This window comes from Pseudonocardia broussonetiae (genome assembly GCF_013155125.1).
GTDB lineage: Bacteria > Actinomycetota > Actinomycetes > Mycobacteriales > Pseudonocardiaceae > Pseudonocardia > Pseudonocardia broussonetiae.
Genome location: NZ_CP053564.1, coordinates 1,241,791 through 1,263,713 on the forward strand (window position 1 = coordinate 1,241,791; position 21,923 = coordinate 1,263,713).

The window sequence follows — 21,923 nt, forward strand, 5'->3', positions numbered from 1 at the left end:
GACCCGCGGGTCGGCACCCGGCAACGCGGCCGCCGCGCGCACGTCGTCAGGGCGTGAGCCACCTGCTCGCCGCGCCCACCGCGGCGAGGCGGCCGGCGGCGTCGTGCAGCTCGGCGCGGCCGGCGGCGAACCGGGAGCCCGCGTGCACCGGCGTCGCGCGGGCGGTGAAGGCGGCGCCGTCGACGGCGACCCCGCGCAGGAACGTGACGTCGAGCTCCACCCCGCCCGTCGCGACGTCGAGGGCGTGGGCCAGCACCGTCGCGAGCACCCCGCCCTGCACCGTCGCGCCGTAGTTCGCGAGCCCCGGGTCGGCGACGGCGGACACGCCGTCCGGGCCCGTCCGCATCCCGAGCAGCACGGCCGAGGGTTCCGCGGCCGGCGGCGGGCCCGAGGACGGCAGCACCGCGCAGCGCGAGGTCGCCGACAGGACCGGCTCCCCGGAGGCGTCGACGACGAGCACCTCGCTCACTCCGGTCGGGCCGCGGTGCACGAGCCGGGCCGTCGCGGACAGCGCACCCTCGCCCGGCGCGAACACCGAGGCGTGCAGGCTCAGCGTGCCGACCCGGTGCCCCGCGGGCAGGGTCGTGCCGATCGCGGAGCCGAGCAGGAAGTCGGCGAGGACGAGCGCGCCCCCGAGCGGCGGCAGCACCGCGGCCGACGGCAGGTCGCCGACCACCCGGCCGGGCTCGACCTCGGTGAGCCGGATCCCGGTCGTGCGGGAGGCGGGGGCGAGGCGGGCGGGATCGGTGATCGCGGCGCGCAGGCGCTCCAGCGGCGCGGTGGGCTCGGGCACGGCGCGCAACCTAACCCGGATCACGATCCGGCGATCATCGCGGCGACGTACGGAACAGGTGGCCGACCCGTCGTAACCTTCGTCGCCCACCGGACCTCCTCAGGAGCATGACCATGAACTCCTCCGCCCGCCGCGTCGTCGTCGCCCTCGCCGCCGGCGCCCTCCTCTCCGTCGCCGCCTGCAGCGGCACCAGCGTGCTCGACCTCGAGGTCGGCCAGTGCCTCACCGACACCGCGAGCGACGACCAGGTGAGCTCCGTGCCCGTCGTCGAGTGCTCCGAGCCGCACACCGGTGAGATCTTCGCCCTCCCCCAGCTCCCCGACGGCGACTTCCCCGGCGAGCAGGCCATCAGCGACCAGGCCGACCAGCTCTGCGCCGGCCAGGCCTTCCAGGACTACGTCGGCCTGCCCTACCAGGACTCCGACATCTACTACTCGACGCTCGTGCCCAGCACGGACACCTGGGACGACGGCGACCGGGAGATCGTCTGCATCCTGGCCGCGCAGGACGGCAGCTCCAGCACCGGCTCGCTGCGGGGCGCCAACCGCTGACGTCGCGGGGGCCGGGCGGGCCGGGGGCACCGGCGGTCGCGGTGGGGCAGGATCGGGTTCCGTGACCACCCATCCCGCCGCCCCCGTCCCCGACCGGCTCTTCGACGACGAGCGCGAGCAGCGCTGGCGGGCCCGGTTCACCGCGCCGCGGATGTCCCGGCCGGCGTGGGCCCGCGACGCGCCCGACCGGTGCGTCTACTCCTCGAACGCCAGCGGGACGACCGAGATCTACACGTGGGACCGCGCCACCGACGTCCACCGCCGGGTCACCGACCGCCGCAGCGGCACGCACTCCGCGACGCTGCCCCCCGACGGCGCCGAGGTCTGGTGGTTCGCCGACGCCGACGGCGACGAGTTCGGGCACTGGGTCGCCGAGCCGTTCGCCCCGGACGGCTCCGCGGCCGCGCCCGCCGTGCCCGGCGTCGAGGACGGCTACCCGGCGGGGCTCGACATCGGCCGCCGCGTCACCGCCGTCGGCACCTCCACCGACGACGGCACGCGCATCTGGCTGCGGCGCGGGGACGAGCCCGCGACCGTCGTCTACGAGAACGCGGAGGACGCGGGCGTCGGCGCGCTGTCGGAGGACGAGACGCTGCTCGCGATCAGCCACTCCGAGCACGGCGACTCGCGCCACCCGTCGCTGCGGGTGGTCCGCGTCGACGACGGCGGCACCGTCGCGGAGCTGCACGACGGGCCGGGCAGGGGGCTCAGCCCGATCTCGTTCGCGCCGGTCGTCGGCGACCCGCGCCTGCTGGTCCTGCACGAGCGCCACGGGCGGGAGGAGCTGCTCGTCTGGGACGTCGTCGCCGGGACCGAGACGGAGCTCGCGCTGGACCTGCCCGGTGAGCTGTCGGCCGACTTCACCCCCGACGCCCGCGCGCTGCTCGTCTGGCACACCCACGCCGCGCGCACCCGCCTGCACCGCTACGACCTCGACGCCGGCGTGCTCACCGAGCTGCCGGTCGCGCCCGGCTGCGTCGGGTCCGCGGACGTGCGCCCCGACGGCACGGTCGAGTACACGTGCTCCTCGGCCGCCGAGCCGTCGACGGTCCGCGCGCTGCACCCCGACGGCACCGACCGCGTCCTCGTGACGCCGCCCGGGGAGCGGGCGCCCGGCTCGGTGCCGGTCACCGACCTGTGGGTCGACGGCCCCGGCGGGCGCATCCACGCGCTGGTCGCGAGCCCGGCCGGCGGCGACGGGCGCGCGGTGTTCAGCCTGCACGGGGGCCCGCACGCCGCCGACGAGGACCGCTTCACCGCCGTCCGCGCCGCGTGGGTGGACGCCGGGTTCGTCGTCGTCGAGGTGAACTACCGCGGCTCCACCGGCTACGGCTCGGCGTGGCGCGACGCGATCGAGGGCCGGCCGGGCACCACCGAGCTCGAGGACGTCGCCGCGGTGCTCGACGCCTGCGTCGCGCAGGGCCTCGTCGACGCGTCGAAGTGCGTGATCGAGGGCTGGTCCTGGGGCGGGTACCTGGCGCTGCTGGGCGTCGGCACCCAGCCGCAGCGCTGGGCGGCCGGGCTCGCCGGGGTGCCGGTCGCCGACTACGTCGCGGCCTACGCCGACGAGATGGAGCAGCTGCGGGCGTTCGACCGCGCGCTGTTCGGCGGGTCGCCCGAGGAGGTGCCGGAGCGCTACCGGACGGCGTCGCCGCTGACCTACGTCGACGAGGTGCGTGTGCCGGTGCTCGTGCTGGCCGGGGAGAACGACCCGCGCTGCCCGATCCGGCAGATCGACAACTACCTCGACGCCCTGGCCGGGCGCGGCGACGCGCCCTACGAGGTGGCCCGGTTCGACGCGGGGCACGGGAGCCTGGTGGTGGAGCAGACGCTGCAGCACATCGCCACGGAGATCGACTTCGCGCGGCGGGCGCTGGGCTGAGCCGAGTTGCAGGGGAGCCACGTTCCCGCAACCGGACGGCGGGAACGTGGCTCCCCTGCAAGGGCGCGAGCGTCAGACCGTCGCCTTCAGCGCCACGTCGACGTTGCCGCGGGTGGCCTTCGAGTACGGGCACACCTGGTGCGCACCCTCGACGATCTCGTCGGCCTGGGCCTGGTCGAGGCCCGGCAGGTGCGCGGTGATCGTGGCGCTGATGCCGAAGCCGGAGTCGTCGGACGCGAGGCCCACCGCGGCCTCGACGGTGGCGCCGTCGGGCACCGCCACGCCCTTGTTCTTCGCCACCAGGCGCAGGGCGCCGTGGAAGCAGGTGGCGTAGGCCGCCGCGAAGAGCTGCTCGGGGTTGGTCGCGCCGCCGGGACCGCCCAGCGCGGGCGGCATCTTCACGTCCTCGTCGAGGATCCCGTCGGAGGTCCGGACGTGCCCGTCCCGCCCGCCGCCGGAGGAGGTCGCCTCGGCCGTGTAGATCGCATCCGCCATGGTGCAGTCCCTTCGAAAACTATGTTGTGCACGACTCGGTCTGCTCCAACGTAGCGCACGCCGCGACCCACCGTCGTCATGGACCGGTAGCCGGACGGAAACACGCGGCGCGCACGATGGCGGACGTCCCGAGGAGGTGGCGACCCGATGCTGTGGCGTGTGCACGTGGAGCTGGAGGACCGGCCCGGCCGGCTGGGCGAGCTCGCCACGGCGGTCGGCGAGGCCGGATGCAACATCATCTCGCTGCACGTCGTCGGAGAACCGGCCGACGACGGCTCCGTCACCGACGAGCTGCTGGTCAAGGTGCCCGCGGGCGTCGACCCGGCGGCGATGACGGCGGCGGTCGAGAGCGCGGGGATCCCCTGCACCCTGCTGGTGCGGGCCGACGCGCAGGAGCTCGCCGACCCGGCGACCACCGCGCTGGCCCTGGCCCGCATGGTCGCCGCGGACCCGGGCAGCGCCCCCCGGGCGGTCGCGACGATGCTGCGGGCCCGGCTGGTCGACCCCGCCGCGCCCGACACCGGCGGCCACTCGCACTCGCTGCGCGTCGGTGCCCGCCAGCTGCGCCTGGGCCGCGCGTGGCCGTTCACCGCCACCGAGATCTCCCGCGCCGCGGCGCTGCTGGAGCTCGCGGCGCAGCTCGCGCTGCACGCCCCGGCCGCCTCCGAGCGCGACGAGCGCATCCTGCTGCTGCGCGACGGCTCCGAGGTGCGGATGCGCGCCGCCACCGCGGCCGACGCCCCGCTGGTCGCGGCCCTGCACGCGCGCTGCTCCCCCGCCACCCGGCGCTCGCGCTTCCTGAGCCCCGCCCCGCGGCTCGACGCCGCCGAGCTGCACCGCCTGCTCGGCGACGACGACGGCGAGGCGGTCCTGGCCGTCACCGTCGACGGCGGCAGCGCGGTCGGCGTGGCCACCCTCAACCCGGACGGCCCGACGGCCGCGCGGTTCGGCGTCGTCGTCGAGGACGCCTGGCAGGGCCGCGGCGTCGGCACCGCGCTGCTGCGGCGCACCGCCGACGCGGCCGCCGAGCGGGGGCTCACCGGGCTGACGGGCGTCGCGCGCCCCGACGACCTCGGCGTCACCCGCCTGCTGCGGCGCGCCGGGCTGCGCCCGTCGGCCGAGATCACCGGCGGCGAGGTGCGGCTGCGCGCGGACCTCGCCGCCGGGAGCACCCTGGTCGGCTAGGGCCAGGCCGGGGCCACTACCCGGCCGCCCGCTCCGCGAGCCCCAGCCCGTACTCCGGGAACCACTGCCCGGCCTCGGGCTCGCCCGGGCGGCAGGCGCCGTCGGACTCCCCGGGCCGCTTCACCCACAGCAGCGCGTCGACGAGGGCGTAGCCGGTGTCGGTGGTGGGCGTCGCCCCCAGCGCGCGGTCGGGCGGGTTGCAGAAGCTCGGAGCCCCGTCGATGTCGCCCTCGGGCGGCGGACCGGCCCCGTTGCGGCTGGTGTCGATGACGAACCGGGCCCCGTCGAGGCGCTCCGACAGCGCGGTCCCGAACTCGACGTTGACCTCGGTCGTGCGGAAGTTGGCGACGTTGAGCGCGAAGCCGTCGGCCCGCCGCACGCCCGAGCGGTCGAGCGCGCCGGCGAGGGCGTCGACGTCGGTGATGAAGCCGGGGTTGCCCGCGTCGATGTAGACGGTGGCGCCGGCCCCCTTGAGCGTGTCGATGGCGTCGCCGAGCAGCACGTAGCGCTCGTCGCGCAGTTCGCCGTCGACGCACCCCGAGAGCTCGTGCGGCACCGCGTCCGGCTCCAGGACGACGGTGGCGCCGCTGCCCTCGACGGCACCGGCCAGCTCGGAGATCCAGCCGCGGTAGTAGTCGCCGTCGGGCGCCCCGCCGCCGGAGAAGCTGCCGCAGTCGCGGTGCGGGATGTTGTAGGCCACCAGCAGCGGGCGGGCGCCCACCGCCGTGGCGCGGTCGACGTAGTCGCGGGTCTGCGCCCGGACCTCCGCGGCGTCGCCGGACACCCACAGCGGCAGCGGCTGCTCGCTGATGCGGCGGATCGTGTCGGCGTCCTCGGTGCGTCCCTCGGCCCTCCACTGCTCCACCTGGGCGGCGGCCGCCGTGCGCGGGTCGACGTAGTACCCCGACTCCGACGACGAGCCGAGCGCGGGCGCCGGGGGCGCCGGCGCGGGTGCGGGCGCGGTGCACCCCGCCAGCACCGCCGCCGCGGCGAGCAGGCCGCCGATCCGGGCGGCCGGAACGCTTCGCACCGTCGCGGCCCTCACTGGACCTGCACCCACCGCGCCACCGACGGCACACCGGCGTCGTCGACGAGGAAGAGCATGTAGAAGCCCGGCGGCACGAGCGTCGGCTCGGCGGGCACGGCCAGGCCGAGCGTCCCGTCGGGGTTGTCCGTGACGTCGAGGGCGACCGTGCGCTGCTCCAGGTCGGTGACGTGCGTGGCCGCGCTGGGCCGTACCAGCCGCGCACGGTCGATGCGGGCGGCGTCCGGCGTGGACACCGTCAGCGTCTGGCCCAGCCCGACGGTGGCCGCCGCGTCGGTGATCTCCGGCCGCGGCCCCTGGAACATGTAGGGCGGGGTGAAGATCTCGATGCGGTGCTCGAAGTCGGCGTCGCGGGTGTTGAGCGGGTCGGAGAACAGCGCGTCGCCGCCCAGCACGATCACCTGGCCGTTGGGCAGCAGCAGGCCCGCGGAGTGGTAGTCGCGCCCGACCGAGGACTCCGCGGCGGGCCGCAGGGTGTTCGACGAGGGCGTGTAGAGGCTGGCCACGAAGTTGTGGCTCTGCCCCTTGCCGCGGTAGTCGCGCGACCCGCCCGCGATGAGGATGTCGTCGGTCGGCAGCGTGACGACGTTCGGGTAGCGCGTGGGCGCGGGCAGGTCCGGCCCGGGCGTGTACGCCGGCGCCTCGGCCGCGAGGTCGATGACGTCGGTGCGCGCGGTCGACCGCGGCGACTCGCCGACGCCGCCACCGCCGACGACGAGCATCCGCTGGTCCTGCACGGGACCGGCCCACACGGATCCGGAGGTCTCCATCATGTCGGGGTCGCGCAGGCCCGGGACCGGTACGAACGTGTTGTCGTCGAGGTTCCAGAAGCCGGGTGTGCGCCCCTCCTCGGCCGGGCCGTAGCCCGTGCTGGAGCCGGTGAAGAACAGCTCGCCGGGCGTCGCGGTCTGGAACAGCGCGGGGTAGGTCGGGAAGTAGCGGAACAGGTCGGGCCGCTCCGTCCACTCCTTCGTGGCCGGGTCGTAGACCTCGTTCTGCCCGGGCAGGATCGTGCCGGTGCCGTCGAGGCCCGACACCGAGAGCACGGTGCCGTCCGACAGCGGCGTGAGGGTGGGGTACCAGCGCTTGTGCTTCATGTCCCCGACGCGCACGTACTCCTCGGTGACCGGGTCGAACTCGAAGGAGTCGGCGATGCCCTGGTAGTCCTGCTTGTCCAGGTCCATCGCCTCGGCGAGGCCGTAGTAGTTCTCCGCATCGGGGCCGGAGAGCCCGGTGATCGCGTACTGCGCCGGGTCGGCGGTGACGCCGGGGGCGCCCTCGACGATCGACTCCACCCAGACCACGGTCTCGCTCGCCGTGACGGTCGCGCTGCCGTCGCGGGCGATCACCTTGGCCGCGGGCGGCAGCGAGAACGCGCTGGTCGCGCGGTAGGACTTGCCGTCGGGAGCGACGAACTCGGTGCCCGCCGGGAAGTCGCGGCCGCCGTCGGGGAACTCGTTGCGCACGCGCATCGCTCCCGCGGCGTGCGTGACGGCGCCCTCGAGCAGCTCGTAGCGCTGGGTGCCGCCGGCGACGAGCAGGTTGCCGTCGGAGAGGAACGCGTGCCCGGCGCAGAACATGTCGGCGGGGGTCATGACCATGCGCGCCTGGCCGGTGGCGGGGTCGTAGAGCAGGCTGCGGAACGTGCCCGCGTCGAACTGGGCGCGGTCGTTGCCCGACCCGGCGATGATGAGCAGCTTGCCGGTGGGCAGCAGCGCGGCGTGGATCGCGTTGACCTGCAGGTCCTCGGGCAGCTCGACGACGTCCCAGCGGCCGAACTCGGCCTGGTACTCCGGGCTGTCGATGAGCTGCTGGTGCCGCACCTCGGCCACGAACGCCACGGCGGGCGGCACGTTCACCGCGACCAGCACCGCGGGCACCAGCACGACCGTGAGGATGCGCCCCCGTCGCTTGATCGCGGCCAGGGTGCTGCGCAGCAGGCGCCTCACGAGGGGTCACTCTCCTTCTCGGTGGCCGGGACCGGCCGGGGGGCGGGGGTGACCCGCGGGATCATCGGGAGGCCGCCGGGGACGGGCGACAGGTCCTCGGACGGGCGCGCGGCGGTGGCCGCGGCGGGGACGCCGGCGCGGTGCGGCCCGGGCTCGGGCCGCATCGGCGGGCGCGGCACGGGCGGCGCGCCCCGGCGGCCCGGGTCGGCCTGGTGCGGCACGCGCGGTCCGGCCGACACCGGAACCCGCGGGCGCGGCGGGACCTGCCCCGGCCGCTGGGGCGCCGAGGGGCGGTCGGGCATCGGGGCGCGACCGGCGGACCGGTGCTCCGCGGGCGGGGCTGGCCGCGGGATGCGGGCGGCCGCACCGGCGTCGGCCGCGGTGCGCGGCCGGGCGGTGCCGCGCGGGCGGATCGTCTCCCCGCGCAGCGAGGTGCGGCGCGGACCGGCGTCGGGACCCTCGTCGTCGAGGTCGTGGTCGCGGTCGGCGCTCGCCAGAGCGACCGGGTCGGCGTCCACCGCGGCGTCGACGACGTCGGCCCCGGTGGCCGCGCTGCGCTGCACGTCGGCGTTGAGCCACCACAGCGCCACCGGCGTGAGGCTGATCAGCAGCGCCAGTGCGGGCCACATCATCACGTCGATGTTGGCGTAGCCGAGCACGACCGACGCGCCGAGCGCGCACCCCAGCAGCACCGTCCACTGCAGGTGCCGGCGGAACGTGACCAGCCGGTCCTGCGTGGCGGCGTCGCTCTTGGGCGTGACGACGAACTTCGCCGGGCGGCGCAGCAGCGTGGCGATCAGCGAGCTCGCGTAGATGGGCGCGGAGAGGACCGACATCGCCATCCCGCGCACGCCCGGCGAGTTCTCCTTCTCGTACGGGCTGACGTTGTAGCGCCGGTTGCGGATGTAGACCCACAGCTGGAACGCGGTGGCGTCGATGTAGAGCGCGAGCCACAGCTGCGGCGGCACGACGATGCCGGACACGCCGAGCGTCAGGTAGAGCACGGCGTTGACCGAGCCGAGGATCCAGCCGATCGCCATCGACGGGTAGAACGTCGTGATCAGCACGTAGTGCAGCACCCGGCCGGGCGAGAGCCGGCGCAGCCGCTTCCAGAACGGCCCGGACAGGATCTCGAACGTGCCGCGCGACCAGCGCAGCTGCTGGCTGAAGTAGTCGCTCCAGGACGACGGGCCCTCGCCGACGGCGACGACGTCGGGCGTGTAGACCGACTTCCACTTCGCCCCGGTGACCGGGTTGCGGCGGGAGTGCATCGCGAGCCCGGTGGCCATGTCCTCGGTGATCGAGTCGGCCAGCCCGCCGATGCAGACCAGCGCGTCGATCCGGATCGCGTTGTTCGTGCCCACCAGCATCGGCGCCTGGTAGGCGTTGGCGGCGCGCTGGATCACGCTGTGGAACGGGAACTGCTGGCTCTCGGCGCCCTTGGTGACGAAGTTGTCGACGTTGGCGTAGCACTGCGGGCCCACGACGAACGCGACGTCGGGGTCGCGGAAGTAGCCGAGCATCCGCTCCGCGTAGTTGGGCAGCGGCACGTGGTCGGGGTCGACGGAGAGGAAGACCTCGTAGCGGTGGCCGTAGCGGTCGACCCAGGCGTTGTAGTTGCCGTGCTTGGTCTTCGCCTTGAAGTGGCCGGTCGGCTGGTTGTACTCGGGGATGCCCTTGCGGCTGAAGTGCCGCACGCCCTCGGCCTGGCACATCGCGCGGACGGCGGGGTCGTCGCCCTCGTCGAGCAGCCAGACGTGGAACAGCCCGTCGTGCCGGATCCGGCGCGCGGCCTGCAGCGTGGCCTGCACCATCTCCAGCGGCTCCTTGCCGGGGACGATGGTGGTGAGGAACGCGACGCGCAGGCGGGGGTCCGGGCGCACCGGGACCGGGTCCCGGGCGAGCACCGAGGCCAGCGACAGCGAGAAGACGTTGATCAGCCGCAGACCCTCGACGAGCGCGATGGACGCGATCACGAAGATGTTCGCGACCACCGTCCACGGGCGGGTCTCGTCGATCTCCGGCGTGTGCGCGGGCTGCAGCAGCCAGTAGACGAAGGCCGCCTCGAACAACACGTTCAGCGTGATGATCAGCAGCGACACCGCCCACGCGCGGCGGCCCGACGACGCGTGCACCCCGCGGTAGCGGACCCGGTAGCCGGGACCGGGCTCGACGACGTCACCGGACAACCGGCTGAAGTCGCGAACGGCGAAACCACCGGTCTCCGGACCGATGGTCGGGCTCTCCTGCACGCGGCTGCTCCCCGGGATCGTCTGACGCTGCACAAGCGTGATCGCGTCGGTGACCCCGACCCGTTACACAGCACAACGTGACGCCGACGCCCCGGGTGCGGCCGCACCACCCGCCAGTGGCCCCCTATCAGGTGAACCACCGCGCGTTGCTCCGACCGTACGTGACCACGACCACAGCTTGCACAGAGCGGCGCCCCCGAACGGGAGGGGTCCGGGAGCGCCGATCGGACGAACGGGACTGGCCGAAAGATCAGGTCACGGAGCCGGTCACACCGCCAGCGCGCGGTGGGCCGCCTCGATGCGGTCGCCGATCTCCTTGTCGATCTGGCGCCAGTACTCGAGCGCTCTGGCCAGCACCTCCGGGCTGACGCCGTCGGCCAGGTGGCCGGCGACGTTGTCGACCAGCCGGGCGCGCTCGTCGTCGTCGAGCACGTCCCGGACCATCGACGCGGCCTGGCCGAAGTCGTCGTCCTCCGCGCGCAGCGTGTACGCGGTGCGGACCATCTCGCCGTCGGCGTACCAGAGGCCGGCGTCGTCGGTCAGCGCCGGGTTCGCCTGCGGTCCGCCGTAGGAGTTCGGCGCGTAGACGGGGTCGCTCACGTTGGTGACGCGCATGGCGCCGTCCTTGGAGTAGCTGTGCACCGGCACGACCGGCGCGTTGACCGGGATCTGCTTGTAGTTGACCCCGAGCCGGGCGCGGTGCGCGTCGGCGTAGGCGAAGCCGCGGCCGAGCAGCATCTTGTCCGGCGAGAGCCCGATCCCGGGGACCAGGTTGTTCGGCTCGAAGGCCGCCTGCTCCATCTCCGTGTGGTAGTCGGTGACGTTGCGGTCCAGCACCAGCGTCCCGACCTTGATCAACGGGTAGTCCGCGTGCGGCCACACCTTCGTGAGGTCGAACGGGTTGAACCGGTAGGTCGTGGCGTCCGCGAAGGGCATCACCTGCACGTGCAGCGTCCAGCTCGGGCGCCCGCCGCTCTCGATCGTGTCGTACAGGTCGCGCTGGTGGAAGTCGGCGTCGGAGCCCGCGAGCTCGTCGCCCTCGTCCTGGGTGAGGAACTCGATGCCCTGGTCGGTCTTGTAGTGGTACTTGACCCAGAACTTCTCCCCGCCCGCGTTGGTCCACATGTACGTGTGGCTGGAGTAGCCGTTCATGTGGCGCCACGTCCTCGGGATCCCGCGGTCGCCCATCAGCCAGGTCAGCATGTGCGCCGACTCGGGCGAGAGCGTCCAGAAGTCCCACTGCATGTCGTGGTCGCGCAGGTTGTTGGCCGCGCGGCGCTTCTGGCTCCGGATGAAGTGCTGGAACTTCAGCGGGTCGCGGATGAAGAAGATCGGCACGTTGTTGCCGACCATGTCGTAGTTGCCCTCGGTCGTGTAGTGCTTGAGGGAGAAGCCGCGCGGGTCGCGCCAGGTGTCGGGGCTGCCCCGCTCGCCCGCCACGGTCGAGAAGCGGATCAGCGTCCGCGTCGAGACGCCGGGCTGGTAGAGCGCGGCGCGGGTGAAGCGGCTGACGTCCTCGGTCGTCGTGAACTCCCCGAACGCGCCACCCCCCTTGGCGTGCGGCTGGCGCTCCGGGATGCGCTCCCGGTTGAACGCCGCCATCTGCTCGATCAGGTAGTGGTCCTGCAGCAGGATCGGTCCGTTCGGGCCGAGGGTGAGCGAGTGCTCGTCGCTCGCCACCGGTGCACCGCCGTCGGTCGTCGTGTACCGCGGTTCGGTCACAGGTCTCCTTCGATAGACGTGCGCTCGGGGTTTCCCGCCGTGGCGGCGGGCAAACACCGCCCGCCGACCGCCGCCCGTGGTCCACGATGGCGGCATGGTCACGACCACCCCGGGCGGCCTCGCGGGCTTCCGCACGGTGCTGGCGATCCCCGGCGTCGCCCCGCTGATGGCGCTCGCCCTCGTCGCACGCATCCCCGCGTCCGCCGCCGCGATCACGCTGACGCTGCACGTCGTGCTGACCCTGGACCTGGGCTACGCGGCCGCGGGGGCCGTCGGGGCGGCCAGCACGATCGGGATGGCCGTCGCCGCGCCGCTGCTCGGGCGCGTGGTCGACCGGCGCGGGCTGCGGCCGGTGCTGGTCCTCACCAGCGCGTCCGCCGCGGTGTTCTGGGGCGTCGCGCACCTGCTGAGCTACCCCGCGCTGCTGGTGGGCGCGCTGCTCGCCGGGGTGCTGGGGATGCCGGTGTACTCGGTGATCCGCCAGTCGCTGGCCGCGATGGTGCCCGAGGAGCACCGCCGCCCGGCGTTCTCGCTCGACTCGATGTCGGTCGAGGTCTCCTACATCGTCGGGCCCGCGCTCGGCTCGCTGCTCGTGATCGGGCTGGGCAGCACCGCGGCGACGTGGGCGGTCGGCGCCGGCTGGGTCGCCTCGGGGATCGCCTTCTGGGTGCTCGACCCGCGCACCCGGGCGGGTTCGGCCGAGGACGACGGCCCGCCGCCGTCCGTGCGCACCTGGCTCGACCGGCGGCTGCTCGGCGCGCTGCTCGCCACCTCCGCCGCGGTGCTCGTGGTCTTCGGCACGGAGCTGTCGGTGATCGCGAGCGTGCAGGCGACCGGGCCGGTGTACGCGATCGCGCTGGTCAACGCCGTGTGGTGCCTGGCGTCGATCGTCGGGGGCTTCCTCTACGGCGCCGCGCGGCGGTCGTACCCGGTCTTCGCGCTGGTCGCGCTGCTCGGCCTCGCCACGCTGCCGGTGGCGCTGGGCGGGGTGTGGTGGAGCTTCGCGCTGCTCCTCGTGCCGGCCGGGCTGATGTGCGCGCCCGCGCTGGCGGCCACGTCGGAGGCGGTGAGCCGGCTGGCCCCGGAGGCCGCGCGCGGCGTCGTCACCGGGTTGCACGGCTCGGCCATCACGCTCGGCGCCGCCGCGGGCACCCCGCTCGCCGGGGTGCTGGTCGACGTGACGGGCCCGGCCGTGGCGGTGGTCGCGGTCGGGACGCTCGGCGTCGCGGCGGCCGGGGTGGCGGCGCTGCTCGCCGGCGCGCGCACGACGGAGCCGCCGCACCCGGGGGTGGCGGCGGCTCCGACGGTCTGAGCGTGCGGGTGGATCAGCCCTCGGCGGGCGCGATCCGCGAGCCGGTGCCCGGCGAGAAGACGTGCTCCTCGCCCGGGCGGATGCTCAGGTGGATGATCTCGCCCTTGCGCGGGGGCGTCCGGGCGTCGACGCGCACGGTGAGCAGCTTGCCGTCGCCGCCCGAGGGGCCGTCGTCGACCTTGAGGCTGCCGTAGGCGAACGCGTCGGACCCGAGCTCCTCCACCACGACGACCTCGAACGGGATGCCCTCGCCGTCGCCGACCACCGCGATCGACTCGGGACGGAACCCGAGGGTGGCCGTGCGCGCGCCCTCGGCCGACAGCGCCGAGCGGACCGAGCGCTGCAGCGGCAGGACGTGCCCGCCGATCTCCGCGCCCTCGTCGGTGACGGTGACGTCCGCCAGGTTCATCGCGGGCGAGCCGATGAAGCCGGCGACGAAGACGTTGTCGGGCCGGTCGTAGAGGTTGCGCGGGGTGTCGACCTGCTGGAGCAGCCCGTCCTTGAGCACCGCCACGCGGTCGCCCATCGTCATGGCCTCGACCTGGTCGTGGGTGACGTAGACGGTGGTGGTGGCCAGGCGCCGCTGCAGCGCCGCGATCTGGGTGCGGGTCTGCACGCGCAGCTTGGCGTCGAGGTTCGACAGCGGCTCGTCCATGAGGAAGACCTGCGGGCTGCGGACGATCGCGCGGCCCATCGCGACGCGCTGGCGCTGGCCGCCCGAGAGGGCCTTGGGCTTGCGGTCGAGGTAGCTGTCGAGGTCGAGGATCTTCGCGGCCTCCTCGACGCGCTTGCGGATCTCCTCCTTGCCCATGCCCGCGATCTTGAGCGCGAAGCCCATGTTGTCGGCCACGGTCATGTGCGGGTACAGCGCGTAGTTCTGGAACACCATCGCGATGTCGCGGTCCTTGGGCGGCAGGTGCGTGACGTCCTTGTCGCCGATCAGGATGCGCCCGCCGGTGACCTCCTCCAGCCCCGCGAGCATGCGCAGGGAGGTGGACTTCCCGCAGCCCGACGGGCCGACGAGGACGAGGAACTCGCCGTCGGTGATGTCGAGGTCGAGGGCGTCGACGGCGGGGTGCGCGGCACCCGGGTACGTGCGCGTGGCAGCGTCGAACGTGATGCTGGCCATGGGAGGTCCTCCAGGGGAGGTCGAGGGCGGGTGCGCCGGGCCCCCGGGGTGATCCCGGGCCTGCCTGCATGGTTGACCGGTCTGCAGGTCGACGACGACGCCCGATCACTGTGGCACGGGACACGTGCTCCGCGCCACAGCCGACCGGGTCCCCCGGAGGGCGCCCTCAGAGCGTGGCCGCCACCGTCTCCGCGATCTCGTAGGTGTTGAGCGCGGCGCCCTTGCGCAGGTTGTCGCCGCACACGAACAGCTCGAGCGTGTTCGGGAAGTCCAGCGCCTGCCGCACCCGGCCGACGACCGTCGGGTCGCCGCCCACCGCGTCGGCGGGCGTGGGCCACTGCCCGGCCGCCGGGTCGTCACGCAGCACGATCGTCGGCTGCGCGCCGAGGACCTTGTGCGCGGCGTCGACGCTCACCTCGCCCGCGAACGTGGCGTGCACCGCCAGCGCGTGCGTGGTGATCACCGGGACGCGGACGCAGGTGGCCGAGACCTTCAGGTCCGGGATGCCGAGGATCTTGCGCGACTCGTTGCGCACCTTGAGCTCCTCGGAGCTCCAGCCGTCGTCCTTCAGCGAGCCGGCCCAGGGCACCACGTTGAGCGCCAGCGGCGCCGGGAACGGCGACTCCGCGGGCAGCCCGGCCGCACTGATCGCCTCCGCCACGTCGCCCGCCCGCCTGCCCACGTCCTGGCCGGACACGGCCGACAGCTCGGCCTGCAGCCGGTCGATGCCGGGCTGGCCCGCGCCGGACGCCGCCTGGTAGGAGGCGACGACGAGCGCGGTGAGGCCGAACTCGCGATGCAGCGCGCCCATCGCGGCCATCATCGACAGCGTCGTGCAGTTGGGGTTCGCGATGATCCCCTTCGGCCGGTTCGCGGCCTCGTCGGCGTTGACCTCGGGCACCACCAGCGGCACCTCGGAGTCCATCCGGAACGCCCCGGAGTTGTCGACGGCCACCGCCCCGCGCGCCGCGGCGACCGGCGCCCACTCGGCGCTCACCGCGTCGGGCACGTCGAACAGCGCGATGTCGACGCCGTCGAACACCTCGGGCTCCAGCAGCCGGACGGTGACGTCCTCGCCGCGGACCCGCAGGACCTTGCCCGCCGACCGCGCCGAGGCGACGAGCCGGATCTCCGACCACGGCACGGTCTCGCGCGCGTCGATGATGTCGATCATCGTGGAACCCACCGCACCGGTGGCACCCACGATGGCCAGGACGGTCATCGCCCGGTCCCCGCGTGCACCACGGCCTGCTCGGCGCCGCCGAGCTCGAAGGCGTCGTGCAGCGCCTTGACCGCCGTGTCGAGCTGGTCGACGCGGCAGATCACCGAGATCCGGATCTCCGAGGTGTTCATCGTCTCGATGTTGATGCCGGCCTCGGACAGGGCCTCGCAGAAGGTGGCGGTCACACCGGGATGGTTGCGCATCCCCGCCCCGACCAGCGACACCTTTCCGACCTCCTCGTCGTGCAGGATCTGCGCGAACCCGATCTCCGGCTGCGCCGCGGTGAGCGCGGCGACCGCGCGCGTGCCGTCGACGCGGGGCAGCGTGAACGTGATGTCCGTGCGCTGCTCGGTGGTGCGGCTGATGTTCTGCAGGACCATGTCGATGTTGATGTCGGCGTCGGCGACCGTCCGGAAGATCCGCGCCGCCATGCCCGGGGTGTCCGGGACGTCGGTGACGGTGATCTTGGCTTCGGACCGGTCGTGCGCGACCCCGGTGATGATCGCGTTCTCCAAGGGGATCTCCTCGATCGAGCCGGTGACGAGCGAGCCCGGCTTGTCGGTGTACGAGCTGCGCACCCGCAGCGGGACGTTGTAGCGCCGGGCGTACTCGACGGCGCGCAGGTGCAGGACCTTCGCCCCGCACGCGGCCATCTCCAGCATCTCCTCGTAGGTGATCTGGTCGATGAGCTGCGCGTCGGGGACGATCCGCGGGTCGGCCGAGAAGATGCCGTCGACGTCGGTGTAGATCTCGCAGACGTCGGCCTCCAGGGCGGCGGCGAGCGCGACGGCGGTGGTGTCGGAGCCGCCGCGGCCCAGTGTCGTGACGTCCTTGGAGTCCTGGCTGACGCCCTGGAAGCCCGCCACGAGCACGATCGAGCCCTCGTCGAGGGCCTCGCGCAGGCGCTGCGGGTTGACGTTCACGATCCGCGCGTCGCCGTGCTTGGAGGTCGTCACCATCCCGGCCTGCGAGCCGGTGAACGAGCGGGCCTCGACGCCGAGCGCGTGGATCGCCATCGCGAGCAGCGCGTTGGAGATGCGCTCGCCGGAGGTCAGGAGCATGTCCAGCTCGCGCGGCGGCGGCGCCGGGGAGACCTGCTCGGCGAGGTCGAGGAGCTCGTCGGTGGTGTCGCCCATCGCCGAGGCGACGACGACCACGTCGTTGCCCTCCTTGTGCGCCCGGACGATCCGTTCCGCGACCTTCTTGATGCGGTCTGCATCCTGGACGGAGGATCCGCCGTACTTCTGCACGACGAGGGCCACGCCGACCTCCTTCAACCGGCGCGGCGGGAACTCCGCGCCCATGGGTCCGTCCGCCTGTTCAGGCGCTGGTCGGGTCCCGACAGTACCGGCACGCGGTGGCGGCGCCGACCGGGATGACGGACACCACAGCTCGTCCCTCTCCTCAGAAATGATGACGCAGCGCGCCGGTCGCAACACTCGCCGTGATCGCGGCGACGGTGGGGTGGTGGCCGGGAACCCCGCCCACCTCCCTGCTCATCGTGGAGTGCCCGTGCGTTCACCCCTGCTCCGTCACCTCCGCCGGACGACCCGGGCCGGCACCGCCGTCGCGGTCGCCGCCGCCGTCGCCGCCGGGCTCGCGCTCGGCGCCGGCACCGCGTCCGCGGCGACCACCGTCCGCGTCTCCGACGCCGACATCACCCGCGCGTGCGGGGCGACGACGCCGCTGTGCGAGTTCCAGCGCGACACCGGCACGGCGACCGTGGTGGACGGCAGCGGCGCCCCGGCGGGCACCGGCTACCTGCGCCTCGACACCCCGCTGGGCAACGACAAGGCGACGGTCTCGACCACGGCCTTCGCCGGGCGGAAGCTGTCGGAGATCACCGCGCTCGAGTACCGGACGTTCGTCGAGCAGGCGGGCACGAGCAACGGGCAGCAGGCCCCGGCGCTGAACATCGGCGTCACCACCCCGCAGGGCTTCACCACGCTGGTCTGGGAGCCCCTCTAGGCGCCGGCGGCGCCCCCGTGCCGGGCGCGCCCGTCACCTTCACCGTGACGAGCGGCAGCGCCGCCTTCGGCACGTCGGCCACGGCGAGCGCGACGACCGGCCCCACGGGCGCGGCCGTCAGCCCGGACCTGACCGCGGGCGCCACCGCAGGCCCGGTCGTGGTGACCGCCACCAGCGGCACCCTGACCACGACGTACGCCCTGACCGTGACACCCGCCCCGGTGGTGGGCCCGGCCCGCGCCGACGTGTCCGTCGCGCTCGCCGCACCGGCGACGGTCCGGCAGGGCGGGACCTTCACCGCGACCCTGACGGTGCGCAACGCCGGCCCGGCGACGGCGACGTCGGTCGCCTCGGGCATCACCGTGCCCAAGGGCCTGCGGATCACCGCGGGTGGCGGCGGGGCCGTGGCCCGCGACGGGCGGGCCGTCGGCTTCCTGGCCCCGTCGGTCGCGTCCGGGGCCACCGTCACCCACACCGTCACGGTCACCGTCGACCGGGGCGTGCGGGGCACGCAGACGCCGGCCGCGGCCGGCAGCCCGCTGCGGGTCGTCGACCCGAACCTGCGCAACGACGTCGCCACCGCCCGGACCACCGCGGGCTGACGCGCGGCAGGAGCAGGCGGCCGGTCACCGAGGGGGTGGCCGGCCGTCGGCGACCGGGGCCGGCTCAGCCGGCCCGGCGCACCAGGCGCACGACGACCGTGGTGATCGCGAACCAGATGACCGCGGCGGTGCCGTAGTTCAGGACGACGGCGAGCTTGGGCTCGGCGGGCTGGAACAGGTCCGACAGCCCGAGGTCGAAGGTGTTCGCGAGGTCGCGCACGAGCACGGTGAGCCCGTTCTCGGGGTTCGCGTCCAGCAGCGTGAGGACGATGAACACCACCAGGACGAGCACGATGGCCATGCCGATGATCCGCAGGACGTTGGCCAGGCCGTCGATGCCCCGCCGTGCCGTGGTGCCCACTGCCACTCGAACCCACCCTCGTAGACCTGCCGGACGATGACGGCCCATGGTGGCAGAACGCGCGGCCCGGCCCTACTCGTAAGTATCACCCGATCGGGTGGTCAGCGGACGGGAGGGGGGTTGCGGGCGTCCCGGGGTGTCGGGCTAGGGTCGACGGCGTGGCGCGCCTGCTCCTTGGTTGCCGCGGCGGGGTCTGACCGACCGGCCCCTCGTCGCGGGTTCTCGGCGTGCGCCGGTCGTCCCTGATCGGCCACCCCCCTGGAGCAGTGAATCCCGTGACCACCTCGCCCGACGCCGCAGTGTTCAACTCCTCTGCGTCCGCCTCGCAGAGCCGGCTGCGCACGCCGTCGCTCCCCGCGCCCGACGGCCAGCCCGTCTGGAACCCGCAGCGCGGCTCGCACCTGCCGGTCGACCGCTACCGCCCCTTCCACGAGCTGGTCGAGCCCGTGTCGCTGCCCGACCGCACCTGGCCGGACAAGCGGATCACCTCGGCCCCGCTGTGGTGCGCGGTCGACCTGCGCGACGGCAACCAGGCCCTGATCGACCCGATGAGCCCGAGCCGCAAGCGCCGCATGTTCGAGCTGCTCGTGCGCATGGGCTACAAGGAGATCGAGGTCGGCTTCCCGGCCGCGAGCCAGACCGACTTCGACTTCGTCCGCGAGATCATCGAGCAGGGCATGATCCCCGACGACGTCACCATCCAGGTGCTGACGCAGGCCCGCCCGGAGCTGATCGAGCGCACGTACGAGGCCTGCGAGGGCGCGCCGCGCGCGATCGTCCACCTCTACAACTCGACGTCGATCCTGCAGCGCCGGGTCGTCTTCCGCTCCGACCGCGCGGGCATCTCCAAGATCGCCACCGACGGGGCGGAGGAGGTGCTGCGGTTCAGCGAGAAGTACCCGGACACCGACTGGCGCTTCGAGTACTCGCCCGAGTCCTACACCGGTACCGAGCTGCAGTACGCCGTCGACGTCTGCAACGCCGTCAGCGAGATCTGGCAGCCGACGCCCGAGTCGCCGATGATCGTCAACCTGCCGGCGACGGTGGAGATGGCCACGCCCAACGTCTACGCCGACTCCATCGAGTGGATGCACCGCAACCTGGCCCGCCGCGACGGCATCGTGCTGAGCCTGCACCCGCACAACGACCGCGGCACCGGCGTGGCCGCCGCCGAGCTGGGCTACCAGGCCGGCGCCGACCGCATCGAGGGCTGCCTGTTCGGCAACGGCGAGCGCACCGGCAACGTCGACCTGGTGACGCTGGGGATGAACCTGTTCACCCAGGGCATCGACCCGCAGATCGACTTCTCCGACATCGACGAGATCCGCCGCACCGTCGAGTACTGCAACCAGCTGCCGGTGGCCGAGCGCCATCCGTGGGGCGGCGACCTGGTCTACACCGCGTTCTCCGGCAGCCACCAGGACGCGATCAACAAGGGCTTCGACGCGATGAAGGCCGGGGCCGCCGAGGCGGGCGTCGAGGTCGACGCCTACCGGTGGGAGGTGCCCTACCTGCCCGTCGACCCCAAGGACATCGGCCGCACCTACGAGGCCGTGATCCGGGTGAACTCGCAGTCGGGCAAGGGCGGCGTGGCCTACATCATGAAGGCCGAGCACCAGATGGACCTGCCCCGGCGGCTCCAGATGGAGTTCTCGAAGGTGATCCAGGAGGTCACCGACTCCGAGGGCGGCGAGGTCTCCCCCAAGGAGATGCGCGACGTCTTCGAGACCGAGTACCTCGACCGCGTCACCCCGCTCAAGCTCATCCGGCACCGGCTGACCAGCGACGGCGAGGGCACCGACGAGATCGTGGCCACCGTGCGCGTCGAGAACGACCTGCACGAGATCCACGGCCGCGGCAACGGCCCGCTCGCGGCGTTCGTCGACGGCCTGGCGGGCATCGGCTTCGACGTGCGGATCCTCGACTACCACGAGCACGCCCTGTCCGCGGGCGACGACGCCCGCGCCGCCGCCTACGTCGAGTGCACCGTGGAGGGCCAGGTCCTCTGGGGCGTCGGGGTCGACAGCTCGATCGTGAGCGCGTCGCTCAAGGCCGTGGTCTCGGCCGTCAACCGCGCGATGCGGTAGGCGCACCGATGACGGACCGGGCGGAGTACCGGCGTCTGCTGACCGAGGCCTACGACCTCGACAAGCCGCACGCCCCCGAGGCCGAGCTGGCGTCCCTGCGGGCGCAGGTGGAGGCCCACGGGACGCCCGCGCTGGAGCTGATGAGCGGCTCCGCCCGGTTCCTCGCGCCCCTGCTCGCCGCAGGGTTCGACGTCGACGGGGTCGACGCCTCGGCCGACATGCTCGCCGCCGCCGAGCGCCGCTGCGCCGGCCTCCCGCCGGGGTCGTTGCGGCAGTACCGGCAGGCGCTGCACGAGCTGGACCTGCCGCGCCGCTACGCGTTCGCGTTCTGCGTCGCCGGGTCGTTCGGGCTGGTCGTCCGCGACGAGGAGGTCGCCGGGTCCCTCACCCGGATCCGCGACCACCTGGTGCCCGGCGGGCGGGTGCTGCTGGAGGTGCAGACGCCGCCGGAGCGCGTCCGGCGCCTGCCCTGGAGCGGCACGTTCTGGCGGCGGCCCGACGGGGCCACGATCACGCTGCGCGGCACCGGCCGGTACGACCCGGCGACGCAGGTCGAGACGGCCGTCGGGGTCTACGAGCTGTTCGTCGACGGACGGCTGGTCGAGACGGAGCTCGACGAGTGGGTGCGCCGCTTCTGGACCCCCGACGCGATCACGGCGGCGGTGCGCGGCGCGGGCTTCGCCGACGTCGCGGTGGCCCGGCAGGACGACCTCCTGACGGTCACCGCGCGCCGACCCACCTGACTCAGCTCCGCGCGCCCTCGGCGAAGAACGCGGCCACCGCGGCCGCCGTCGGGAGGTCGTCGGCGTCGCGGAGGGCCCCGAAGGACGCGTTCCAGAACGGGCCCTCGCGCGGCGTCCACGGGCCGACGTAGGCGTAGGGCCCCGGGTGGCCGCCGTCGCCGGGCGAGACGCCGTAGTTGACCTCGTCGAGGGTGAGCGCGAGGTCGAAGTGCTCGGGCCACAGCACCGGTTCGACGCCGGGTGCGAAGGCGCGCAGCCCGGCGTCGCCGCGGGCGAACCAGTCCGCCAGCTCCGCCGCCGCCCCGGCGTCGACGACGACCTCGTCGTCGAGGTCGACGCCGGAGGAGTCGGGGTAGAGGCCGATCGGCGGCCCGGGGTCGACGCCCACGGTGGCGGCCAGCGCGCGGTAGGTGCCGGTCAGCGGGGCACGGACCCCGTCGCCGACGAGCTCGGTGCCGTCGACGCGCAGCGACCCGGCGACGCCGCCGAACCCGCCGGGCGTGACGCGCAGCCGGATGGTGCCGTGCGCGCGGTGCTGCGGCCCCGCGAGGAGCAGTTCGGCCACCCCGTGCAGGGAGCGGCGGGTCGGTGCGTCCATCGGTCCTCCCGTCCGGCACGGTGTGTG

19 protein-coding genes are annotated in these 21,923 nt (G+C 73.9%); 8 read left to right on the forward strand and 11 right to left on the reverse strand.

The window, feature by feature from the left end; all coding sequences use genetic code 11:
* Positions 1 to 46: 46 nt before the first annotated feature.
* Positions 47 to 793, reverse strand: a complete 747-nt coding sequence (locus HOP40_RS06100) for a PaaI family thioesterase (protein WP_172155467.1) — start codon at positions 791 to 793, stop codon at positions 47 to 49.
* A gap of 113 nt (positions 794 to 906) precedes the next feature.
* Between HOP40_RS06100 and HOP40_RS06105 the strand changes: the two genes are divergently transcribed.
* Both HOP40_RS06105 and HOP40_RS06110 read left to right on the forward strand, forming a co-directional pair.
* Positions 907 to 1,344 carry a septum formation family protein gene (locus HOP40_RS06105; protein WP_172155469.1) on the forward strand — a complete coding sequence of 146 codons (438 nt, stop codon included), beginning with the start codon at positions 907 to 909 and terminating at the stop codon, positions 1,342 to 1,344.
* Positions 1,345 to 1,405: 61 nt separating this feature from the next.
* Entirely contained in the window at positions 1,406 to 3,226 is a 1,821-nt protein-coding gene (locus tag HOP40_RS06110) for a prolyl oligopeptidase family serine peptidase (RefSeq protein ID WP_172155471.1), read from the forward strand.
* 72 nt (positions 3,227 to 3,298) lie between these two features.
* Here the strand turns inward: HOP40_RS06110 and HOP40_RS06115 are convergent, their stop codons facing one another.
* Entirely contained in the window at positions 3,299 to 3,721 is a 423-nt protein-coding gene (locus tag HOP40_RS06115) for an organic hydroperoxide resistance protein (RefSeq protein WP_172155473.1), read from the reverse strand.
* A 147-nt stretch (positions 3,722 to 3,868) separates the two neighbouring features.
* On the opposite strand from HOP40_RS06115, the gene HOP40_RS06120 reads away from it, so the two are divergent.
* Positions 3,869 to 4,906, forward strand: coding sequence for a GNAT family N-acetyltransferase (locus HOP40_RS06120; RefSeq protein ID WP_172155475.1), 1,038 nt, complete (start codon positions 3,869 to 3,871; stop codon positions 4,904 to 4,906).
* A 16-nt stretch (positions 4,907 to 4,922) separates the two neighbouring features.
* Here the strand turns inward: HOP40_RS06120 and HOP40_RS06125 are convergent, their stop codons facing one another.
* The 4 genes from HOP40_RS06125 to HOP40_RS06140 all read right to left on the reverse strand — a co-directional run bounded on the left by HOP40_RS06125 (position 4,923) and on the right by HOP40_RS06140 (position 11,874).
* Positions 4,923 to 5,936, reverse strand: a complete 1,014-nt coding sequence (locus HOP40_RS06125) for a glycoside hydrolase family 6 protein (protein WP_172155477.1) — start codon at positions 5,934 to 5,936, stop codon at positions 4,923 to 4,925.
* Positions 5,937 to 5,947: 11 nt separating this feature from the next.
* On the reverse strand, positions 5,948 to 7,900 hold the full coding sequence (gene glxA, locus HOP40_RS06130) for a radical copper oxidase GlxA (protein ID WP_240157540.1): 1,953 nt from the start codon (positions 7,898 to 7,900) through the stop codon (positions 5,948 to 5,950).
* The gene (locus tag HOP40_RS06135; RefSeq protein WP_205347100.1) at positions 7,897 to 10,152 is read right to left on the reverse strand and encodes a glycosyltransferase family 2 protein; all 2,256 of its coding nucleotides are present in this window, start codon (positions 10,150 to 10,152) and stop codon (positions 7,897 to 7,899) included. Before HOP40_RS06135 ends, glxA begins: the two co-directional genes overlap by 4 nt.
* 267 nt (positions 10,153 to 10,419) lie before the next feature.
* Positions 10,420 to 11,874 carry a catalase gene (locus HOP40_RS06140; RefSeq protein WP_205347101.1) on the reverse strand — a complete coding sequence of 485 codons (1,455 nt, stop codon included), beginning with the start codon at positions 11,872 to 11,874 and terminating at the stop codon, positions 10,420 to 10,422.
* Positions 11,875 to 11,968: 94 nt separating this feature from the next.
* On the opposite strand from HOP40_RS06140, the gene HOP40_RS06145 reads away from it, so the two are divergent.
* Entirely contained in the window at positions 11,969 to 13,186 is a 1,218-nt protein-coding gene (locus HOP40_RS06145; RefSeq protein WP_172155479.1) for an MFS transporter, read from the forward strand.
* Positions 13,187 to 13,199: 13 nt separating this feature from the next.
* Here HOP40_RS06145 and HOP40_RS06150 read toward each other — a convergent pair whose 3' ends face one another.
* The 3 genes from HOP40_RS06150 to HOP40_RS06160 form a co-directional block, all read right to left on the reverse strand.
* Positions 13,200 to 14,315 (reverse strand): ABC transporter ATP-binding protein, encoded by a 1,116-nt coding sequence (locus HOP40_RS06150; protein WP_172155481.1) that lies wholly within the window; start codon positions 14,313 to 14,315, stop codon positions 13,200 to 13,202.
* Between the two features lie 166 nt (positions 14,316 to 14,481).
* The gene (locus HOP40_RS06155; RefSeq protein ID WP_172155492.1) at positions 14,482 to 15,537 is read right to left on the reverse strand and encodes an aspartate-semialdehyde dehydrogenase; all 1,056 of its coding nucleotides are present in this window, start codon (positions 15,535 to 15,537) and stop codon (positions 14,482 to 14,484) included.
* Positions 15,534 to 16,799 carry an aspartate kinase gene (locus HOP40_RS06160; protein ID WP_172167935.1) on the reverse strand — a complete coding sequence of 422 codons (1,266 nt, stop codon included), beginning with the start codon at positions 16,797 to 16,799 and terminating at the stop codon, positions 15,534 to 15,536. The genes HOP40_RS06155 and HOP40_RS06160 overlap by 4 nt, the downstream gene beginning before the upstream one ends.
* Positions 16,800 to 17,049: 250 nt before the next feature.
* Between HOP40_RS06160 and HOP40_RS06165 the strand changes: the two genes are divergently transcribed.
* Positions 17,050 to 17,505 (forward strand): hypothetical protein, encoded by a 456-nt coding sequence (locus HOP40_RS06165; RefSeq protein WP_172155494.1) that lies wholly within the window; start codon positions 17,050 to 17,052, stop codon positions 17,503 to 17,505.
* A gap of 17 nt (positions 17,506 to 17,522) precedes the next feature.
* Positions 17,523 to 18,107 carry a DUF11 domain-containing protein gene (locus HOP40_RS06170; protein ID WP_172155496.1) on the forward strand — a complete coding sequence of 195 codons (585 nt, stop codon included), beginning with the start codon at positions 17,523 to 17,525 and terminating at the stop codon, positions 18,105 to 18,107.
* 64 nt (positions 18,108 to 18,171) lie between these two features.
* Here HOP40_RS06170 and HOP40_RS06175 read toward each other — a convergent pair whose 3' ends face one another.
* A complete protein-coding gene (locus HOP40_RS06175) occupies positions 18,172 to 18,474 on the reverse strand; it encodes a hypothetical protein (protein ID WP_172155498.1) in 303 nt (100 codons plus the stop codon).
* A 269-nt stretch (positions 18,475 to 18,743) separates the two neighbouring features.
* Between HOP40_RS06175 and leuA the strand changes: the two genes are divergently transcribed.
* Both leuA and HOP40_RS06185 read left to right on the forward strand, forming a co-directional pair.
* Positions 18,744 to 20,555, forward strand: coding sequence for a 2-isopropylmalate synthase (leuA, locus tag HOP40_RS06180; RefSeq protein ID WP_172155500.1), 1,812 nt, complete (start codon positions 18,744 to 18,746; stop codon positions 20,553 to 20,555).
* 8 nt (positions 20,556 to 20,563) lie between these two features.
* Positions 20,564 to 21,298 (forward strand): class I SAM-dependent methyltransferase, encoded by a 735-nt coding sequence (locus HOP40_RS06185; RefSeq protein ID WP_172155502.1) that lies wholly within the window; start codon positions 20,564 to 20,566, stop codon positions 21,296 to 21,298.
* A 1-nt stretch (position 21,299) separates the two neighbouring features.
* Here HOP40_RS06185 and HOP40_RS06190 read toward each other — a convergent pair whose 3' ends face one another.
* Positions 21,300 to 21,896 carry a hypothetical protein gene (locus HOP40_RS06190; protein ID WP_172155504.1) on the reverse strand — a complete coding sequence of 199 codons (597 nt, stop codon included), beginning with the start codon at positions 21,894 to 21,896 and terminating at the stop codon, positions 21,300 to 21,302.
* Positions 21,897 to 21,923 lie beyond the last annotated feature (27 nt).